Origin of the sequence: Aestuariivirga litoralis (assembly GCF_015714715.1) — a bacterium.
Classification (GTDB): domain Bacteria; phylum Pseudomonadota; class Alphaproteobacteria; order Rhizobiales; family Aestuariivirgaceae; genus Aestuariivirga; species Aestuariivirga litoralis_A.
In genome coordinates this window covers 31,174-48,332 of record NZ_WAHS01000001.1, presented here as the reverse complement: position 1 = coordinate 48,332, position 17,159 = coordinate 31,174, and the positions used below count along the sequence as shown (strand labels likewise).

Below are 17,159 nucleotides of genomic sequence, written 5' to 3'. Positions count from 1 at the left end.
TTAACTCTCCCTTTTGTGCGGCTGCTTTGCAGCCATTTGTGTGTCGTTGTATCCAGTCATGTATTTGATCAGGGTTTCCTGCGACGTCTCTCCTGCTGTTGTTGTGTGAACGATTTCTCCGCGGAACATCACCGCGATCCGGTCTGCCACTTCCAGGATTTCAACGAGGTTGTGGCCGATATAAATGACGCCAGCGCCTGACGCGGCGAGCTCGCGCGCATAACGGATGACATTCTGCCGCTCCATCACGGCAAGTGCTGCCGTCGGTTCATCCATGATGACGACCTTGGCTTTCCAGTAGATGGCGCGCGCAATGGCCACCGCCTGCCGCTGCCCGCCGGAAAGCCGTGCGACCGACTTTGCCTTGCCGGGAATATGGCTGTTCAGCCGCGTGAGAAGCGCTGCCGTCTCATCACGAATGCGGCGGTTATCGACATAGGGCAAAACACCAAGCCACCGGCGCGTGGGCTCACGGCCCAGAAAAATATTTGCCCCAACCGAAAGATCGTCAGCCAGAGCCAGATCCTGATAGACCGTTTCAATGCCAAGCTCGCGCGCAGCGGCGGGGGAAGGCAGGTCCTGAGCCTTTCCCTCCAGGCGGATTTCGCCAGAGTCTGCGTGGTACACACCGGCAATGTGTTTGATCAAGGTCGACTTGCCCGCGCCATTGTCGCCGACCAGCGCCAGCACTTCGCCGGCGCGCACCGTCAGGTCAACGCCGCGCAGCACCTCAACGGGCCCAAAGCTCTTGCGTATGCCGGTGACTTCCAGAACGTTTCCCATAGTCTTCTTTTTTGGTTGTCTCTTGTGCATAAAAGACGGATACAAGCTCACATTGTCAAAATGTTTTTTAAGAACAAAAATATGTGATGAAAAACATGGGATGTATTTTGGGAGGTTTCGGCCATGCGCAGTGAGACGGTTTTCAAACAGACATTCAACCGCGCACTGGATTCACTCAGCTCTGCCGAGCTGAAAAGTGCGGTCGCATCCGAAAACATCCTGAAGCAAAGCCTGAAGGCCAGCCGCACCACCGTGCGCAAGGTTCTGGATGAAATGCAGAAGCGCAAGATCGTGGCCGGCGTCTCCGGCGACCGCTTCGTGGTGCGCAAGCCGAAAAAATCCGACTATTTTCCCGATATCGAGACGGTTGCCACCTCGGCTCAGGTCGAAAGCAAATTCATGGATTGGATCTTGCGCGGAGATCGCAAGGGCGGCGATGTGGTGAATGGGCTTGAATTGGCGCGGCAGTTCGGCGTTTCCACCAATGCCATCCGCGAATATCTGAACCGGTTCAGTCGCTTTGGCCTGATCGAACGGCGGCCCAATTCCAGCTGGATCATCCGCGGTTTTACCAAGGAGTTCGCGCTGGAACTTTTCGAAGTGCGCGAGTTATTTGAAACCCGCTCGGCAATGGCTTTCGCCACCCAGTCAGAAAATTCACCCGTCTGGAAAACCCTGCGCAAGCTTGAAAGCGAACACCGCGTTCTACTGCGGAATATTTCCAGTCGTTATCACGATTTTTCCGGGCTGGATGAGCGCTTCCACCGGCTGATCAACAACGCGTCCAACAACCGTTTCATCGTGGATTTCTACGACATCATTTCGCTGATCTTCCACTATCACTACCAGTGGAACAAGGTGGATGAAAAACAGCGCAACCGCGCCGCCATCCTGGAACATCTGGAATATATCGAGGCGCTTTTGAGTCGTGACCCCAAACGCATAGAGCTGGCCTGCAAGTCACATCTCAACTCGGCGCGGAAAACCCTGCTCGCCTCCATCCGCCACACCGCTAGCGATGCGGGCAAACCATGAGCAAGATCAAGTTCCGCAGTGTGGGTGAATGCATGGCCGAGTTGCAACAGGCCAAGGAAGGGCTTTACAGCCTGGCCTTTGGCGGCGACACGCTCAACACCTGCTGGTATGTGCGCGCCCTTACATCTTCAGAGACCTTCGAAGTGGAATATGTGACAGCGCTGGGCAGCGATCGGCTCTCCCGGGATTTGCAGACATTTCTGGGCGGCAACGGAATAGGCACTGGTTTTGTGAGAGCTGTGCCAGATCGGAATATTGGCCTTTATCTCATCACGCTGGATGGGGCCGAGCGCAGCTTTACTTATTGGCGGAATAATTCTGCTGCAAGATTGCTGGCACACGATCCCGAACATTTGGCCAAAGCCCTCAGCGGCGCTGACATAGTTTATTTCTCAGGGATTACGCTTGCCATTCTATCTGAGGCCGACCGCGGCATCCTGTTCACTCAACTCAAGAAATTGAGGTCAGACGGCGTCACCATTGCCTTCGATTCCAATACCCGGCCAAAACTGTGGGCATCCAAAACGGAAATGCAAGCGGCGACAATGCTGGGCTATCAAGCTGCCACCATCGCCTTGCCGACATTCAGCGATGAACAGGCCCTGTTCGATGACGCCAGCATCACAGACTGCGCCGCGAGAATCGCGAGCTATGGCGTGGCAGAGGTGATGGTAAAGAACGGCGCTGATGCCGTGTTAGGTCTGGTGAATGGAAAAGCCTTTGAAGTTACGCCGGCATTAGTCGAGCGGCTTGTCGACACAACAGGTGCGGGTGACAGTTTCAATGCAGGCTATCTGGTGGCGCGTACGCGTAACCTGCCACCGGCAGAAGCCTGCAGATACGCGCATCAGGTGGCAGGCAAAGTCATCTCCCATCGCGGTGCGCTGGCGCCCACGCCACTGTTTGCGGATATGCGCTGATCAGGGCTTGGCGCGCCATAGTCTTTCGCTGGTGTTGTTTTCATAGCCAAGCTTGTCAAAGCTGGCGATTTCCAATGACTGCCCCCAGGGTGCATAGAAATAAACCCAGTGGAAACCGGCCAACGGCCCATCAGAAACGAGATTTGGCCCGTCCAGCATTTCGATGCCTTGCGCCTTCAGGCGCGCGGCCGAGGCCACCACGTCATCAACCTCGAAGCACAGATGCGTGCCGCCCACCTCGGAATTCCGCCTGGGCCGCGCCTTGCTGTCTTCGCCCGAATATTCGAACAGCTCCACATTGACGCCGCGGCCGCATCTGCCCCTCAATGATGCGGCGCGTTATCCCGGCATGCTGGAAGTGATGCGCCTCGCCGGTTACGAAGCGATGCAGGCCGCCTTGGCCGACGGCGCGGAGATCATCCCGATCATCGGCTTGCCGCCCATCACTACCAACAATCCCGAGCGTTACGTCGATCAGATTTTCGACGAAGTGCTGAAAACATTTTCAAGGCCAGATACGCTGGTCACTTCACTTCAGGACTGGAAAAAGGGCCGCCGCGCCGAGGTCCAGGAAGTGAATGGCTGGGTGGTCGATATGCTCAAGCGCCATGGCCGCGAGGCCCCGATGAATGAACTCGTCGTCAAGATGGGTTTCGAGATCGAAAGCGGTCAGCGCCAAGCCCATGTCAACAACGCGGCCGAGCTGATCAAAATGTATCACAGCATCACGGGCGACAGTCAGCCGGCCTAACTGCGGCCCTCGGCATTCCGCATTTTCAGCTGTTGCCTTCATAGATCGAAACAAGTGCGGGATATGTATCGTCGTTTCCGGCGATGACCCGGTTGCCCTTGTTCAACCCTTCATTGGCAAGGAAATCACTGGTGCGCAGGCCAGCGCCGCGGATCACCGCGATCGCACCCAAACAATCCCAGGAATTGATATGCGGTTCGATATATCCGATCAGCCGCCCGGCGGCCACATAGCTCAAAGTGAGCGCGCCCGATCCTTCACGATAAAACATGCCGCCGGCATCGAGCAGCCGCCCGAACATCGGCAGGAACTCAGCGGGCACCACGCGCGGCGAATAACCCACGCCAACGATGCCCTGTTGCAATGTCTTGGCGGGGTGCTTTTGCATCGGCGCGCCATTCAAGGTGGATGGAAAGTCGGGGCCACCCGCAAACAGCTCGTTCCGTACCGGCGCAAACACCATGCCAAATTTAAGATCATTGCCTTTCACAAAGGCAATCGACACACACCAGCTTGACATGCCGGAGATGAAAGGTTGCGTGCCATCAATCGGATCAACAACCCAGATGCCCTGATCTTCCGAGAAATTCGTGATGCCCGTTTCTTCGCCCAGAAAGGCATCGGCGGGAAAGGCATCGGCGATCTGCTTCTTGATGTGAATCTCGGTGTTGAGGTCCGCTTCGCTGGCCATGTCCTGCAGGCCCTTGCTCTTGACCGTCAATGAATCCCGGTTCTTGAAATAGGTATGGGCAATTTCGCCTGCTTCACGAATGAGCATCTTGGCAAATTCAAAGCGTTCTGAAAATTCAGACTGATTGGTCATCTCAACAATCTCACTTATGTTTCTTGGACGCTTTATTTCCACAACCAGGCAGCGCCGCGCACGCCGCTGGAGTCACCATGCTTGGCCCTCACGATAGGCGTGTGAAACACGGTCGAGAAAGTGCGCTTGGCCAAGGCGGGCGGCAGATCGTCATAGAGTTCGTCAACATTCGACATGCCCCCACCCATCACCAGAATATCCGGATCGAGCGTGTTCACCACAGTGGCAAGGCCACGCGCCACCCGGTCCACATACCGGTCCCACAGCAAATTCGAGAGGTGATCGCCAGCGCGTTTCTTTTCGATGATGTCACGCGCCTTCAATTCCTTGCCTGTGTGGTTCATATATTCTGCCTCGAAGGCACGCCCTGCCACCCATGTTTCCATGCAACCGTGCCGCCCGCAATAACAGGCCTTGCCGGGGATCTCGGTGACATTGGGGAACGGCAACGGATTGTGCCCCCATTCGCCACCTGAATTGTTGGGCCCATGATGGGCCTTTCCGCCCACCGCAATCCCGGCACCAGCGCCGGAACCCAAGATGACCGCGAAGACAACGTTATGTCCCGCACCTGCACCGTCAACAGCTTCAGAAGCCGCAAAACAGTCTGCATCATTCTCAACGCGGATCTCGCGTTGAATGACTTTTACCAGGTCTGCCTCAACGGGGCGGCCCAGGAGCCAGGTTGAGCTTGCACCTTTGCCAAGCCTGCTCACGGGCTCAAGCGAACCAGGAATGCCGATGCCGATGGAACCTGTCTGGTCGGTTTCAGCTTCCAGCTTGTCGATCATCTCCTTGATGATGCGGATACAGCCATCATAGTCATGGCGTGGCGTATCCTGCCGCAGGCGCAAGAGTTCTTTGCCCGTTGCGTCCAAGGCAACGCTTTCAATTTTCGTTCCGCCCCAATCGATTCCGATCAACATCTCAGATCACCTCTCAAACTTCAGCTGAACAGAACGTTGCGATCGCGCGCATATTCCGCGAGCAACGGCAAGCTCGCAGCACCCAGCACGCGCGCATCGCTGCCGATTTTTCCTTCAACAATGTCCACAGGGGCCACGCCTTGCGTGTCGAGCGCTGCCACCTTCTCTTTGGTGAGCCGCACAACCTCGGTTCGCACATGCGCCGGAAAGCCGCCATCGATCACCACATTGTGGAAGTCGATCACCGAGATGGCCGCAACGATCGCAAGCGCCAAACTATCGGTCGTTTTGTCGATCCATTGATCCAGAACAGGCCCCAGATTGCGCCAATCCGTGTTGTTGTTCCAGATCACACTCGGATCACCGCCAGCTTCGCTGATCATCCGTTCCAAAAGAAAAATCGAGGCGCATTGGATCAACCGCTTTGCGGGCATGCCCGGCACGCTGGAAGGAATGGGCGTTGAACCGATTGACCCTGCATAGCCCTGGCGGCCGGCATAAAGGCTGCCATCCAGAACAACGCCGCCGCCAATCAAGGTCGCAAAAAAGATATAAAGAAAGTCTGGATATTTCCTGCCCTCACCGAATGCCAGTTCCGCGGCGCAGGCGGCTGTTGCGTCATTGCAGGATTGCACCGGCCAGGAGAACATCTTCTCGATTTCCGACTTCAAGTCGAAGTGCCGCCAGGCTTCCAACACATCGTGCGGCGCGCCCACTTCCTCTTCCCAGCTCCACATTTCGGAAGGCACGGCAATACCGATCCCTGTGATGCGCTGATATTGCAGACGGGTCATATTGTCGAAAATGGTGTTGGCTCTATCCCGGAAGAAAGTCTTCAAGCCCTCTGGCGTCGGATAGGCATATTTGATCCGGATGAGCTGGCGTGCGGTGCCAGCCATATCCATCAGCACCAGTTCAGCCGACCTTCTGCCCACCTTGAAGCCAAGAGAGAATGCACCTTCGGGATTGAGCGACATTGGCGTGGAAGGTTGCCCCACCTTGCCCCGCTGCGGCACGCCTTTCGACAACAGACCATCCGCCTCAAGCTGGTTCATGATCACCGAAGCAGCCTGCGCGGAAAGTCCGGTGAGCCGCGAAATCTCGCCCTTGGAAAGTGAACCATGCGTGCGCACCAGGGAGAGGACCAGACGTTCATTGTAGAGCTTGACACCAGTCTGCGTTGTGCCGCGTGCAGTGTCGGAAGACGTTACTTTTGGACTCGTACCCGCCTCGCGAGCGGTCGACTTGGCAAACTCCAAATTCGCTCGTTGGTCATGCGTTTCCATTCAGCTCGTATAATCTGGGAGGCCTCAAACCGTCAATAAATAACTCATTTGGTATGAATAAATGCGCTATGTCGACAAGAGTAAAAACAAAAACCTTTGTTTTATTGCAATATTTTCTTGTTTCTCGCCGACTATCGGTGAATTAATAATTCATAACGTATTATGTACTAACAAGTTAGGCAGGGAGTTTGACTTTTCCCGTTAGTGCCCTGCTTGGGGTCACCCACCCCAAAATGCCCCAGTTCAGATCTTAGGGGACAGTTGGGGTGAGTTGAACAACCGAGGATATTGGTTCATCGCAGAGAGGCTATCAGGCAAGGGCCATAACCGTGGCGCTCCCATGCATCCCAAGACGCAGAGCAAGATCGAGCGCTGGCACTAGATCCTCAAGTACCGCATCCGGCTGGAAAACTATTACCTGCCCGGTAACCTTGAGCAGAAGATCGCCGCCTTCATCGACCACTACAACCACATACGATACCATGAAAGCATCGCCAATCTAACGTCGGCTGATGATTACTTCAGCCGCAGCCAGACCATCTTGTTAGAGCGAGAAAGGATCAAACGACAGGCATTCAACACCAGGCGCTTGCTTCACAGCAAGAATGCCGCCGAAGTTATCAACCTAGATGCGCCAGAGCCTCCGTCAAATCAGGCCGCCATAAGTCCATATTTATCTGACGACGGACAAGTTGCCATGAAAGAACTAGAGCGACTTCGGCAGTAATGGCTTGTCGAGCATGGCGTCCATGATAGTGGATAAGACTTCGGCGCGGTTCCGAGTATTCGACTTGCGGTAGATATTGTTGAGATGCGCCTTCACTGTGCCTTCCGCAGACCCGCGCAATTGTGCAATTTCTGCGATGCTAAGTCCCTTTACCATCAGCGTCGCTACATCGTGTTCACTCGCGGTCAGTTGCCATTCAATAAAATGACTCTCAATAACTTCCTGCAAAGCGATAGATGCCATGCCGACGCTACGTTCAAGGTTGGCTTTTCTTCGCAGCAACCCAATCAAGTAGGAGGTTTCAAAACCAATCGCTGCGACAAGGGCAATAACAGCCAGCCCTGCCGACACTTGGTGCCAATCGAAGCCTACGTCTTCCCATGCATCTGAAAAAACGCTGTTCAAGAACACTGCGGTACAGATTACCTGCCCAGCAATGAGTCCCATTACCAATAGTGGAAGTCTGATCTTCATTCTAGTCTCGGTTCCTCACGGGAGATTCTTGTAGCCCGTAACCATGGAACGAGGAAGGTTCACTCTGGTGCGAAAGCTTTCAAAGATAACCGCGACGATGTGAATGATCGCAGAAAATTCCGCCCATGTAACGGCCATGCGGTGGGTTTCCTCCATCAGATCGTCGCCCCAGAATGCGTCAGTTGTCATCAGGTAACCAGAAACACAAATGATGAGCAAGGTGATCAGGAGGTTATAGATCATCAACGCTCCAAGGGGAGTATGTCCCGTGTGCGGCTTCCTGCGTCCTACCGAAATATCGGAAAGCTGCTCAATTGATCCCGCGATACTTGGAGGAAATGACGTGAACCGCGCATACCCCACGCCTACGAAACCCCATATCACACGCGCCACTATCAGCGTGGCCACGAAATATCCAATCCAATGGTGAAATTCGCTGTTTCCCTTGGTGAAGAAGGCGTTCGCGGTAAGCGAGATCACCACGGACCAATGGAACAACCGGACGAACGGATCCCAAACGCGAACTTTTTTCATGTAAATGCTCACTTGCGGAACCCGTTGCCGCATGGACCTTAGTTTTCGCCAGCTTCAGGACTGGCGACCGGCTCAAGAGTTTCGGCATTGAATGCCGTGTTCAGTTTCTTACCCGACGCATCTTTGGCATAAACCTCATAGCAACCACCCTCGGTCTTCACTTTGGAGACGGTGACGCCTTGGCTTTTCAACATAGCGATCAAGTCAGCCTGAGGCTTGAACTTATCAGCCGTCATTTTGCTGCAGGTTGCGGTCGCAGCGAAAGCGCTGGCAGAGGCAGTGAAAGCAAGTGCAGAGATGGCGGCGATGGTGATGAGTTTGTAGTTCATGGTCGATCCTCTTTCGGTTGGGAGTGTCGCCGAAGATGGCGAATGAGGATCAAATTGCGGAAGCGTACCGTAAACACAATTGAACTTAGGTTTAGGAGACTCAACTGAATGCACTCTCGTCCACTTAGGACTAAAGTTTAGAGCGGGGGATTACGATGGTGTAGCTTAGGCGTGCAGAGCACTTAGAGCCATCGACCATCCGCGTCGATAAGTGAGGTCCCATCCTCGTTGCAAAGCGGCCGGAAGGGTGAGCGGTCGAGGAGTTCGAGGACAGCTTCGCTCGGTCTACACAGTCTCACGCCTTTCTGCGTACAGACGTTAGGACGATTGACGAGCACGGGATGCAATAGCATCTCCACAATAATTCTTTCGTGAAATACACCTTGATCCAGAAGCCCAAGCTCTTTCGCGGGCGATTTGGCCTCACGAAGCGCCGAACGAGGATTGAGATCGGCGGCAGCAAACAATCCAAGAAGCTGATCCTCAATCCATCCGGTTTTCAGATACTCAATGATGGTTGGTACAATTCCTGTCGCCCGGATGATGCGACGGCGTTATGAGAAGTGCCACATTCGGGATTGTGATGGATTAGTACGCTCAATTCTTACGCCTCTTTCTGCGCTTTAAATAAGAACGCTGACACCGCATTACCCACTGCAGCGCCTACCAACTGAGAGATAATGAAGGGCGCAACCGATGCAGGAGCTATCCCACAAATGTGATCGCAACTCTCCCGCAAGCGACGGAAATAGTCCGCTGATTTGAGAGGTATATGAGACCAGTGGTATGGTGCGGGAGGAAGTGGGGACCTTCCGAGGATGGGAACTCTGATCCATCATAGTTCAATGATTGAAGTTGTGGAATGCGAACACAATCATGGTCAATCGCCGGTGAATAGCCGGTATCCTATGCCAGGCTCCGTGACTATGTATTTGGGGTTCAAAGCGTCGTCCCCGATCTTTTCGCGAATATGGCCGATGGCGATCCGCAAGTAATGCGTGTCTTCGAGATGGGCTGGCCCCCAGATCGTTGAGAGCAACTGGCCGTGGGTGACGAGACGGCCGGCATGCTTGCCGAGGAAAGCTAGCACTTCGAATTCTTTTTTGGTTAGCTTCACCGTGCTTCCATCCACCGTGATCGTGTGTTTGGCCAGATCGATCACCATTGTGCCGAATTTCAGTTGTGCAGATTCGGCGTTGCCAGGTTTGCGGGTACGCAACAAGGCGCGCAGGCGGGCGAGGAGCTCGCCGGTCGCGAAGGGTTTAGTGACATAGTCATTGGCGCCGGCATCGAGGGCTGCGATCTTTTCGGTTTCGCCATCACGCACTGACAAAACGAGGACCGGCACTTCCGACCATTCGCGGATTTTCTTGACCACATCCTTGCCGTCAATATCGGGCAGGCCGAGATCGACGATCACTGCATCAGGCGCGGACGTGGCGGCCATTTCAACACCGAGGCGACCGCGCTCTGCCTCCTCGACCTCATAGTCGCTGCCTTCCAAAGCGATGCGCAGAAATCGGCGGATGGGAGCTTCGTCGTCTATGACAAGTATGCGCGGCATCAATGCAGCTTCCCTGCGGGTGGCCTGGGCAGCGTCAAAGAGATAACGGCTCCGCTGCCCTTACTGTGGGCTGCAGCAGTTACTCGCCCGTTCATCACATCCACCATGCCTTTTACGATGGCAAGGCCCAAGCCGGTTCCGCTGGGCTTCTTGTCACCGCCAGCCACCTGATAGAACAGATCAAAGATTTTTTCACGCTCTGCATCGGGCACGCCGGGGCCATGGTCGGCGACGCTGATCGTCACTTGATCACTGGTTGCGGTGGTGGAGAGGTTGATGGGCTCGGTTGGCGGTGAATACTTCGCGGCGTTCTCAAGTATATTGGCAAGCACCTGACTAATCAGCACGGGATCGGCCATGACCAAAGCGGCTTCCTTGGCGATGCTCACTTGCAGTGGGTTATTTTGCAATTGGTGGCGCAGATCGGCCTTCACCTGGCCCACCACTTCACGCAGATCAGTCACCACGATTCTCGGCGTGACGGCTTTGTGGTTAAGCCGCGTCATATTGAGCAGGTTCTGCACATAACGGTCGAGACGACGCGCTTCGTGCAGCGCATCTTCAACCAGAAAGTTGCGAGCAGCTGCCTTCAGTTTGCTGGCGCCCGTCTGCAGTGAGGTTAGGGCTCCGATGATCGAAACAAGCGGCGTGCGCAGGTCGTGGCTGACGGAATTGAGCAGCGCGTCTTTCAGTTTCTCGCCGACATCACGGATCTTGCCGGCTTCGACCTCGTTGGCGAGATTGAGACGCTCGATGGCTACGGCTACCTGATCTTCTACAGCAGGTAACAGCTGGCGGATTTCTGGGTCGTCAAAGCGCGAGGGATCATCGAAGGCGACACCGATCACGCCGAAGGGCGCCTTCAGCGTTACCATTGGCAGGAACAACCATTCACCAGTTGGTAGTGTTGCCGTTCCGTGGCCCGCATTTTCGTTTTTTTCAAATGCCCAACGCGCGGCGGTCAGACTGCGTGCGTCCATGTCAGGCTCAATGGACGGAAAGCCCTGCACTTGAGAGAGTTCTCCCTTGCCGTCCGGCATCAGGATGATGGCGCGACATTGTAGCGTATGAGCGATGTGGGCGACCGCTGACCACAGCACATCGTCTTTGCCGCTGACCGAGGCGATCTTGCGGGCAAAATCGTAAAGCTGCTGGGTGCGGCGCTGACTGGCCCGCAGGCTCTCAACTTGTGCCTTCAGTCGCGCCGATAATGTGCCGGTGAAGATCGCGCTGGAGAGGAAGACCAACAGGGCTTCCAACTCGTGACCGCTCGAAATGGTGAATGAGTAGTAAGGCTGAATGAAGAGAAAATCGTAGGCAAGAAATGAGGTGATAGTGGCAAACAGCGCAGGCGCTAGACCGTAGCGTGCGCCGGTGACCAGAACACTCAGCAGAAATACGCCAACGAGTGAGCCAATAGGCACTTCATAGGACAGCGGCCAGGCCACAGCGGTGGCTAGCGCGGCCGTGCCAATGCCTACGGCATAGGGTTTCCATGTCCACGGACCAAAGCGTGGAAGGCGAAATGGCGTGGTCGGTTGCAGTGTCTGGGTAGCGATAACTGTGACTTCGAAATCCTTCGCGGCATCAAGCAGGCGCTCAAAGACCGGCTCGCGCATGAAACGATAGAAACCGTGACGGCGGGGCCGGCCGACCACGATGCGCGAGACGTTGCGGCGGCGAGCGAAATCAAGAAGCTCGCCCACGGCATCGGCGGCAGTGCGCAATGTCGCAATCTCGGCGCCGAGCGATTCTGCGAGCCGCATGGCCACAGCAGTCTTCTGCTTCTGGGCACCAGCCAAGGTTTCATGCCGTGCGGTGAGCACTGTCACTGCCACCCAGGGAATTTTTGCACGCTCCGCCATGCGCTTTGCCGCGCGCACCAGATCGACCGCTACGGGCGCTTCATTGATGCAGACGAGCAGACGTTCATTGGCTGGCCATGGACCGGACACAGCATGCGATTGCATCCAGTTCAGCATCTCGGCGTCGACACGGCTGGCAGCGGTGCGCAGAGCAAGTTCACGCAGCGCCGTGAGATTCCCTTTGTTAAAGAAACTGTCGAGTGCGCGGCCGATCTGTTCCGGCACATAAACCTTGCCGGCGCTCAGGCGGGCAATCAGTTCATCGGGCGGCAGATCAATAAGCTCAATTTCATCGGCGCGGGTAATCAAGTCATCTGGCACGGTCTCGCGGACCTTGACGCCACTGATCCGCGCCACGACATCATTCAGGCTTTCAATATGCTGGATGTTGAGCGTTGTGGTGACGTTGATGCCTGCCGCAAGAACTTCCAGCACGTCCTGCCAGCGCTTCGGATGCCGGGAGCCTGGCGCATTTGTGTGCGCCAACTCGTCGATAATGGCGAGTTCAGGCTTGCGGTCCAGCAGGCCGTCAATATCCATCTCGGTGAGCTTCTGGCCCTTGTACGTGATGGCCTTGCGCGGCAACAACTCGATGCCTTGCAGGCGGGCTTCAGTGTCTTTGCGGCCATGGGTTTCCACCAACGCAATCACCACATCGCACCCATCGCTCTTGCGGGCGCGGGCCTCTTCCAGCATTGAATAGGTCTTGCCCACTCCGGGAGAGGCACCGAGGAAAATCTTGAGCTTGCCACGGCCCTTCCCCTGCGCTTCGCGGAGAAGTGCATCAGGATCGGGGCGGGTCATGCTCTTGTCGGCCATCAGGGGCTGATTGTCATCCTGTCGAGGGCAAGATTCAAGCCTAGCACATTGACGCGAGGTTCACCGAGCACGCCGAATTGTGGTTGACGAACTACTCTCATGACCAATGCTTTCACTTTGGCCTCATCGATGTTGCGGGCTTTTGCCACCCGTGCGACCTGGAACAAGGCGCCTTCCGGCGAGATATCTGGATCGAGACCGGAGGCTGAGGCCAAAACCAGATCATCCGGCACTGGACCACCGCCGAGATCGGCCACACGCTGCTTCACGGCGTCGATCAGGGCCTTGGAACTGGGGCCCAGATTGGAGCCAGATGACGCGGTCGCGTCATAGCCATCCTTACCAGCGGCAGAGGGACGGCCATGGAAATATGTGTCGGCGGCGAAGTTCTGGCCAATCAGAAACGAGCCGATCACCTTGCCGCTCACCTGCACCATGCTGCCATTGGCGGAGTTAGGAAACAGGGATTGTGAGAGGCCCGTCATGGCCAAGGGATAGGCAACTCCCGTCAGTACCGAAAAGATTACGGTGAGCGACAATGCCGGGCGAAGAATGTTTGTCATGATTTAATCCTTACGCAAGATGCAGAAAATCAACAACAAGATCTATGAGCTTGATGCCGATGAAGGGCGCAATCAGGCCGCCTAGTCCGTAGATCAGCAAGTTGCGCTTCAACAGAACCACCGCCGGCGCCGGCACATATTTCACGCCCTTCAGCGCAATCGGGATCAGCGCCACGATGATCAGTGCGTTGAAGATGATAGCCGACAGGATGGCACTTTGCGGCGTACCGAGGCGCATGATATCGAGCACGGCAAGGCCCGGATAGGCGGTCACAAACAACGCTGGCAGTATGGCAAAATACTTGGCGACGTCATTGGCGATCGAGAAGGTAGTGAGCGCACCACGCGACATCAGCATCTGTTTTCCTACCATCACGATTTCGATGAGCTTGGTCGGGTCGCTGTCTAGATCGATCAGATTGCCTGCCTCCTTGGCAGCTGGCGTGCCTGAATTCATCGCCACACCCACATCGGCTTGGGCGAGTGCTGGTGCGTCATTGGAACCGTCACCGCACATCGCAACCAATTTGCCTTCGGCCTGTTCCTTGCGGATCAGTTCCAGCTTCTTTTCCGGTGTGGCTTCGGCAAGGAAGTCATCGACACCAGCTTCGGCCGAGATAGCGGCAGCGGTGAGCGGATTGTCTCCAGTGATCATCACCGTGCGGATGCCCATCTTGCGCAGTTCGGCAAAGCGTTCACGGATGGCGGGCTTCACAATGTCCTTCAGGTGAATGACGCCCAGCGGCTTGCCATTCTCGGCCACCACCAGCGGCGTGCCGCCGGAAGACGCGATGCGCTTCACGATGGCGTCGAGGGCCGCGATCTGCAGGCCACCACAATGCGCCTGGATTGCATCGGACGCGCCCTTGCGGATGATATGGCCCTTGCCAATATCGACGCCAGACATGCGGGTTTGTGCGGTGAAGGGAATGAAAGTCGCTCCCTTGGCCAACTGGCTTTGCTTGAAGCCGAACTTCTTCTGCGCCAGATCGACGATGGATTTTCCCTCCGGTGTTTCATCGGCCAACGAAGCGAGGAAGGCAGATTCGGCGAGCTTGCGTTCATCCACCCCCGGCAAAGGCGCAAATTCATCGGCCATGCGGTTACCGAAAGTGATGGTGCCGGTCTTGTCCAGCAGCAGCACATCGATGTCACCGGCAGCTTCAACCGCGCGGCCGGATTTGGCGATGACATTGGCCTTCACCAGACGGTCCATGCCAGCAATGCCGATGGCGGAGAGAAGCCCGCCGATAGTTGTAGGGATCAGCGTGATGAACAGCGCAGCCAGATAGATCACCGGCACATCGGTGCCCGACCATGACGCAAAGAAGGGCAGCGTGACCACCACGAACAGGAACACCAGCGAAAGGCCTGCCAGCAGGATGTTGAGGGCGATTTCGTTCGGGGTCTTCTGGCGCTTGGCACCTTCGACCAAAGCGATCATGCGGTCGAGGAAGGTCTCACCCGGCTTGGCGGTGACGCGGATGATCAGCCAGTCAGAAGCAATGCGTGTGCCTCCCGTTACGGAGGAACGGTCCCCACCGGACTCGCGGATCACGGGAGCGCTTTCACCGGTGATGGCGCTTTCATCCACCGAAGCAACACCCCTGATCACTTCACCATCTGTGGGAATGATTTCGCCAACCGCAACATAGATGATCTCGCCGGGCTCCAATTCATCGGCGGAGCGCAGGGAAAAGACGTCCGGGTTATCTTCGGTGGGCAGGACCTTTGCCATCACGTCCGACTTGGTTGAACGGAACGCATCGGCGCGGGCCTTGCCCCGGCCTTCGGCAATCGCCTCGGCGAAATTGGCGAAGAGCACCGTGAACCACAGCCATATCGCAATTTGAGCACCGATCATCACATGCGCGCCGCCGGTGAAAGCTTCGCGCGCCACCATAATGGTGGCGTAGAGCGAGATGACACCGGTGACGAAGATCACGGGATTTCGCGCCAGCGTTCTTGGATTTAGCTTCAGGAAGGACTGACCAATTGCTGGCCGGATGATGTCCGGGGCAAAGAGGCCAATTTCATTTGGGGCAGTTTTGGTCATGATGAAACCTCAGAATAGCTGCCCTTGGCTGAGCGACACATGCTCGGCGATGGGACCAAGGGCGAGAACGGGCAAGAAGGTGAGCGCACCGACGATCAGGATGGTGGCGATGAGCAAGACGACAAAGATAGGACCATGGGTTGGGAAGGTGCCCGCTGAAGCAGGCGTGGTCTTCTTGGCTGCGAGCGAACCGGCAATGGCGAGGATCGGAATGATATAGCCATAGCGGCCAAGCACCATAGCCAAGCCCAGGAACGTATTGTGAAAGGGTACGTTGGCGCTCAATCCAGCAAAAGCCGAGCCATTATTGCCGGTGGCCGATGTATAGGCATAGAGCAGCTCGGACAGGCCATGGGGGCCCTGGTTGGCGATGGCAGACTGGCCTTGGCCAGTGGCGATGGCTAGCGCGGAGAGCACCAGCACGCCAACCGGCATGACCAGCAGCGTCAGAGCCGCCAACTTTACTTCGCGCGCCTCGATCTTCTTGCCGAGATATTCCGGCGTGCGGCCCACCATCAGTCCAGCGATGAAAACGGTAAGGATGACATTCAGCAGCATGCCTGTCAGGCCCACGCCGGCACCGCCATAGATCACTTCGCCCAGCTGGATGTTGATCATGGCGATCATGCCGGCGATAGGAGTCAAGCTATCATGCATGGCATTGACCGAGCCATTGGAGGCAGCGGTGGTGATCGACGCCCAGAGTGCGGAATTGACCACGCCGAAACGCACTTCCTTGCCTTCCATGTTGCCCTGAACCTGGTTCACCAAACCGTGCAATGCCGGATTGCCTGCATGTTCGGACAGGAACAGTGCAGAGAAAGAAACCACCATCAATATGGCCATGGCAAAAGCGATGGCGCGGCCCTGGCGCTTGTCACCGATCATCCGGCCATAGGTGAAGCAGAAGGCTGATGGGATGGCAAGAATGGCCAGCATTGAAATGAGGTTGGTCAGCGCCGTTGGATTTTCGAAAGGATGAGCTGAATTAACGTTGAAGAAACCGCCGCCATTGGTGCCGAGTTGCTTGATAGCGATCTGCGAAGCCACCGGACCAAGATCAATCGTTTGCTTGGCACCTTCGAGCGTGGTGGCATCGACTGAACCAGTGAATGTCTGTGGGATACCGGACCAGACGAAGAAAAGCGTCAGAACGATGCAGATCGGCAACAGCACGTAGATGATCATGCGGGTCATATCGACCCAGAAATTGCCGATATCGTTTGTCTGGCGCCCAGCAAAGCCGCGCGCCACGGCAAGCGCTACAGCCATGCCGCTTGAGGCCGAAACAAAGTTCTGCGTGGTCAGACCGGCCATCTGACTAGAGAAAGACATGGTGCTTTCGCCGCCATAAGACTGCCAGTTGGTATTGGTGATGAAGGAAATCGCCGTATTGAACGCCAGATCTGGCGACAGGCCAGGCAGGTCCAGTGGATTGAACGGCAGGTAGTTCTGGAAACATAGAATGAGATAGAGCAGCAGGAAGCCCACGCCGTTGAACGCTATGAGCGCATAAGCATAAGTCGTCCAGCGCTGTGGCTCATTGCGCACGCCAGATAATGCGAGCGTCGGGCGCTCGAGAAAATCGAGAAAGCGATAATCGCCATTGGCCACCTTGGCCATGTAGATGCCAAGCGGCACGGAGATCACCGCCAGCAGCAGCGCAAATATCAAAACTTGAGTGAAATCTTGAACCATGGTGCG

18 protein-coding genes and 1 pseudogene are annotated in these 17,159 nt (G+C 56.0%); 5 read left to right on the top strand and 14 right to left on the bottom strand.

Features of this window, described 5'->3' with window-relative positions; translation table 11 throughout:
- Window positions 1-783, bottom strand: coding sequence for an ATP-binding cassette domain-containing protein (locus F8B91_RS00235; RefSeq protein ID WP_196501678.1), 783 nt, complete (start codon window positions 781-783; stop codon window positions 1-3).
- Window positions 784-906: 123 nt separating this feature from the next.
- Here F8B91_RS00235 and F8B91_RS00230 point away from each other — a divergent pair, with 123 nt between their 5' ends.
- The gene (locus F8B91_RS00230) at window positions 907-1,818 is read left to right on the top strand and encodes a GntR family transcriptional regulator (RefSeq protein ID WP_196501677.1); all 912 of its coding nucleotides are present in this window, start codon (window positions 907-909) and stop codon (window positions 1,816-1,818) included.
- Window positions 1,815-2,738, top strand: coding sequence for a sugar kinase (locus tag F8B91_RS00225; RefSeq protein WP_281432897.1), 924 nt, complete (start codon window positions 1,815-1,817; stop codon window positions 2,736-2,738). The genes F8B91_RS00230 and F8B91_RS00225 overlap by 4 nt, the downstream gene beginning before the upstream one ends.
- On the opposite strand, the gene F8B91_RS00220 is transcribed toward F8B91_RS00225, so the two are convergent.
- Window positions 2,739-3,035 (bottom strand): VOC family protein, encoded by a 297-nt coding sequence (locus F8B91_RS00220; RefSeq protein WP_196501675.1) that lies wholly within the window; start codon window positions 3,033-3,035, stop codon window positions 2,739-2,741.
- Here F8B91_RS00220 and F8B91_RS00215 point away from each other — a divergent pair.
- Window positions 2,965-3,489, top strand: coding sequence for a ketopantoate reductase family protein (locus tag F8B91_RS00215; RefSeq protein WP_348641701.1), 525 nt, complete (start codon window positions 2,965-2,967; stop codon window positions 3,487-3,489). The two genes, F8B91_RS00220 and F8B91_RS00215, sit on opposite strands and share 71 nt — an antisense overlap.
- Window positions 3,490-3,514: 25 nt before the next feature.
- On the opposite strand, the gene F8B91_RS00210 is transcribed toward F8B91_RS00215, so the two are convergent.
- The 3 genes from F8B91_RS00210 to F8B91_RS00200 are packed head-to-tail and all read right to left on the bottom strand — an operon-like array spanning window position 3,515 to window position 6,497.
- Window positions 3,515-4,312 carry an inositol monophosphatase family protein gene (locus F8B91_RS00210; protein ID WP_196501673.1) on the bottom strand — a complete coding sequence of 266 codons (798 nt, stop codon included), beginning with the start codon at window positions 4,310-4,312 and terminating at the stop codon, window positions 3,515-3,517.
- A gap of 32 nt (window positions 4,313-4,344) precedes the next feature.
- On the bottom strand, window positions 4,345-5,238 hold the full coding sequence (locus F8B91_RS00205; protein ID WP_196501672.1) for an ROK family protein: 894 nt from the start codon (window positions 5,236-5,238) through the stop codon (window positions 4,345-4,347).
- Window positions 5,239-5,258: 20 nt separating this feature from the next.
- Entirely contained in the window at window positions 5,259-6,497 is a 1,239-nt protein-coding gene (locus F8B91_RS00200; RefSeq protein ID WP_246714927.1) for an ROK family transcriptional regulator, read from the bottom strand.
- A gap of 346 nt (window positions 6,498-6,843) precedes the next feature.
- Between F8B91_RS00200 and F8B91_RS16880 the strand changes: the two are divergent.
- A pseudogene (locus F8B91_RS16880) lies at window positions 6,844-7,137 on the top strand (integrase core domain-containing protein); the annotation flags it as partial.
- Between the two features lie 93 nt (window positions 7,138-7,230).
- Here the strand turns inward: F8B91_RS16880 and F8B91_RS00195 are convergent.
- From F8B91_RS00195 to F8B91_RS00180, 4 genes are all read right to left on the bottom strand, one after another.
- Window positions 7,231-7,725: a helix-turn-helix transcriptional regulator gene (locus F8B91_RS00195; protein ID WP_196501670.1), complete on the bottom strand. Its 495-nt coding sequence runs from the start codon at window positions 7,723-7,725 to the stop codon at window positions 7,231-7,233.
- 15 nt (window positions 7,726-7,740) lie between these two features.
- Complete coding sequence (locus F8B91_RS00190; protein WP_196501669.1) at window positions 7,741-8,259, bottom strand: cytochrome b/b6 domain-containing protein; 519 nt, start codon at window positions 8,257-8,259, stop codon at window positions 7,741-7,743.
- Window positions 8,260-8,297: 38 nt separating this feature from the next.
- Window positions 8,298-8,588 (bottom strand): PepSY domain-containing protein, encoded by a 291-nt coding sequence (locus F8B91_RS00185; protein WP_196501668.1) that lies wholly within the window; start codon window positions 8,586-8,588, stop codon window positions 8,298-8,300.
- 182 nt (window positions 8,589-8,770) lie between these two features.
- The gene (locus F8B91_RS00180) at window positions 8,771-8,980 is read right to left on the bottom strand and encodes a hypothetical protein (RefSeq protein ID WP_348641780.1); all 210 of its coding nucleotides are present in this window, start codon (window positions 8,978-8,980) and stop codon (window positions 8,771-8,773) included.
- On the opposite strand from F8B91_RS00180, the gene F8B91_RS17050 reads away from it, so the two are divergent.
- A complete protein-coding gene (locus F8B91_RS17050) occupies window positions 8,960-9,148 on the top strand; it encodes a hypothetical protein (protein WP_348641793.1) in 189 nt (62 codons plus the stop codon). The two genes, F8B91_RS00180 and F8B91_RS17050, sit on opposite strands and share 21 nt — an antisense overlap.
- 320 nt (window positions 9,149-9,468) lie before the next feature.
- Here F8B91_RS17050 and F8B91_RS00175 read toward each other — a convergent pair whose 3' ends face one another.
- Genes F8B91_RS00175 through kdpA form a run of 5 tightly spaced genes read right to left on the bottom strand, consistent with a single transcriptional unit; the run spans window position 9,469 to window position 17,153 of the window.
- Window positions 9,469-10,152: a response regulator gene (locus tag F8B91_RS00175; RefSeq protein WP_196501666.1), complete on the bottom strand. Its 684-nt coding sequence runs from the start codon at window positions 10,150-10,152 to the stop codon at window positions 9,469-9,471.
- Complete coding sequence (locus F8B91_RS00170) at window positions 10,152-12,836, bottom strand: sensor histidine kinase (RefSeq protein WP_196501665.1); 2,685 nt, start codon at window positions 12,834-12,836, stop codon at window positions 10,152-10,154. Before F8B91_RS00170 ends, F8B91_RS00175 begins: the two co-directional genes overlap by 1 nt.
- The gene (gene kdpC, locus F8B91_RS00165) at window positions 12,836-13,399 is read right to left on the bottom strand and encodes a potassium-transporting ATPase subunit KdpC (RefSeq protein ID WP_196501664.1); all 564 of its coding nucleotides are present in this window, start codon (window positions 13,397-13,399) and stop codon (window positions 12,836-12,838) included. The genes F8B91_RS00170 and kdpC overlap by 1 nt, the downstream gene beginning before the upstream one ends.
- A gap of 10 nt (window positions 13,400-13,409) precedes the next feature.
- Window positions 13,410-15,455: a potassium-transporting ATPase subunit KdpB gene (gene kdpB / locus F8B91_RS00160; RefSeq protein ID WP_196501663.1), complete on the bottom strand. Its 2,046-nt coding sequence runs from the start codon at window positions 15,453-15,455 to the stop codon at window positions 13,410-13,412.
- Between the two features lie 9 nt (window positions 15,456-15,464).
- Window positions 15,465-17,153: a potassium-transporting ATPase subunit KdpA gene (gene kdpA, locus F8B91_RS00155; RefSeq protein ID WP_196501662.1), complete on the bottom strand. Its 1,689-nt coding sequence runs from the start codon at window positions 17,151-17,153 to the stop codon at window positions 15,465-15,467.
- Between the last annotated feature and the right edge of the window lie 6 nt (window positions 17,154-17,159).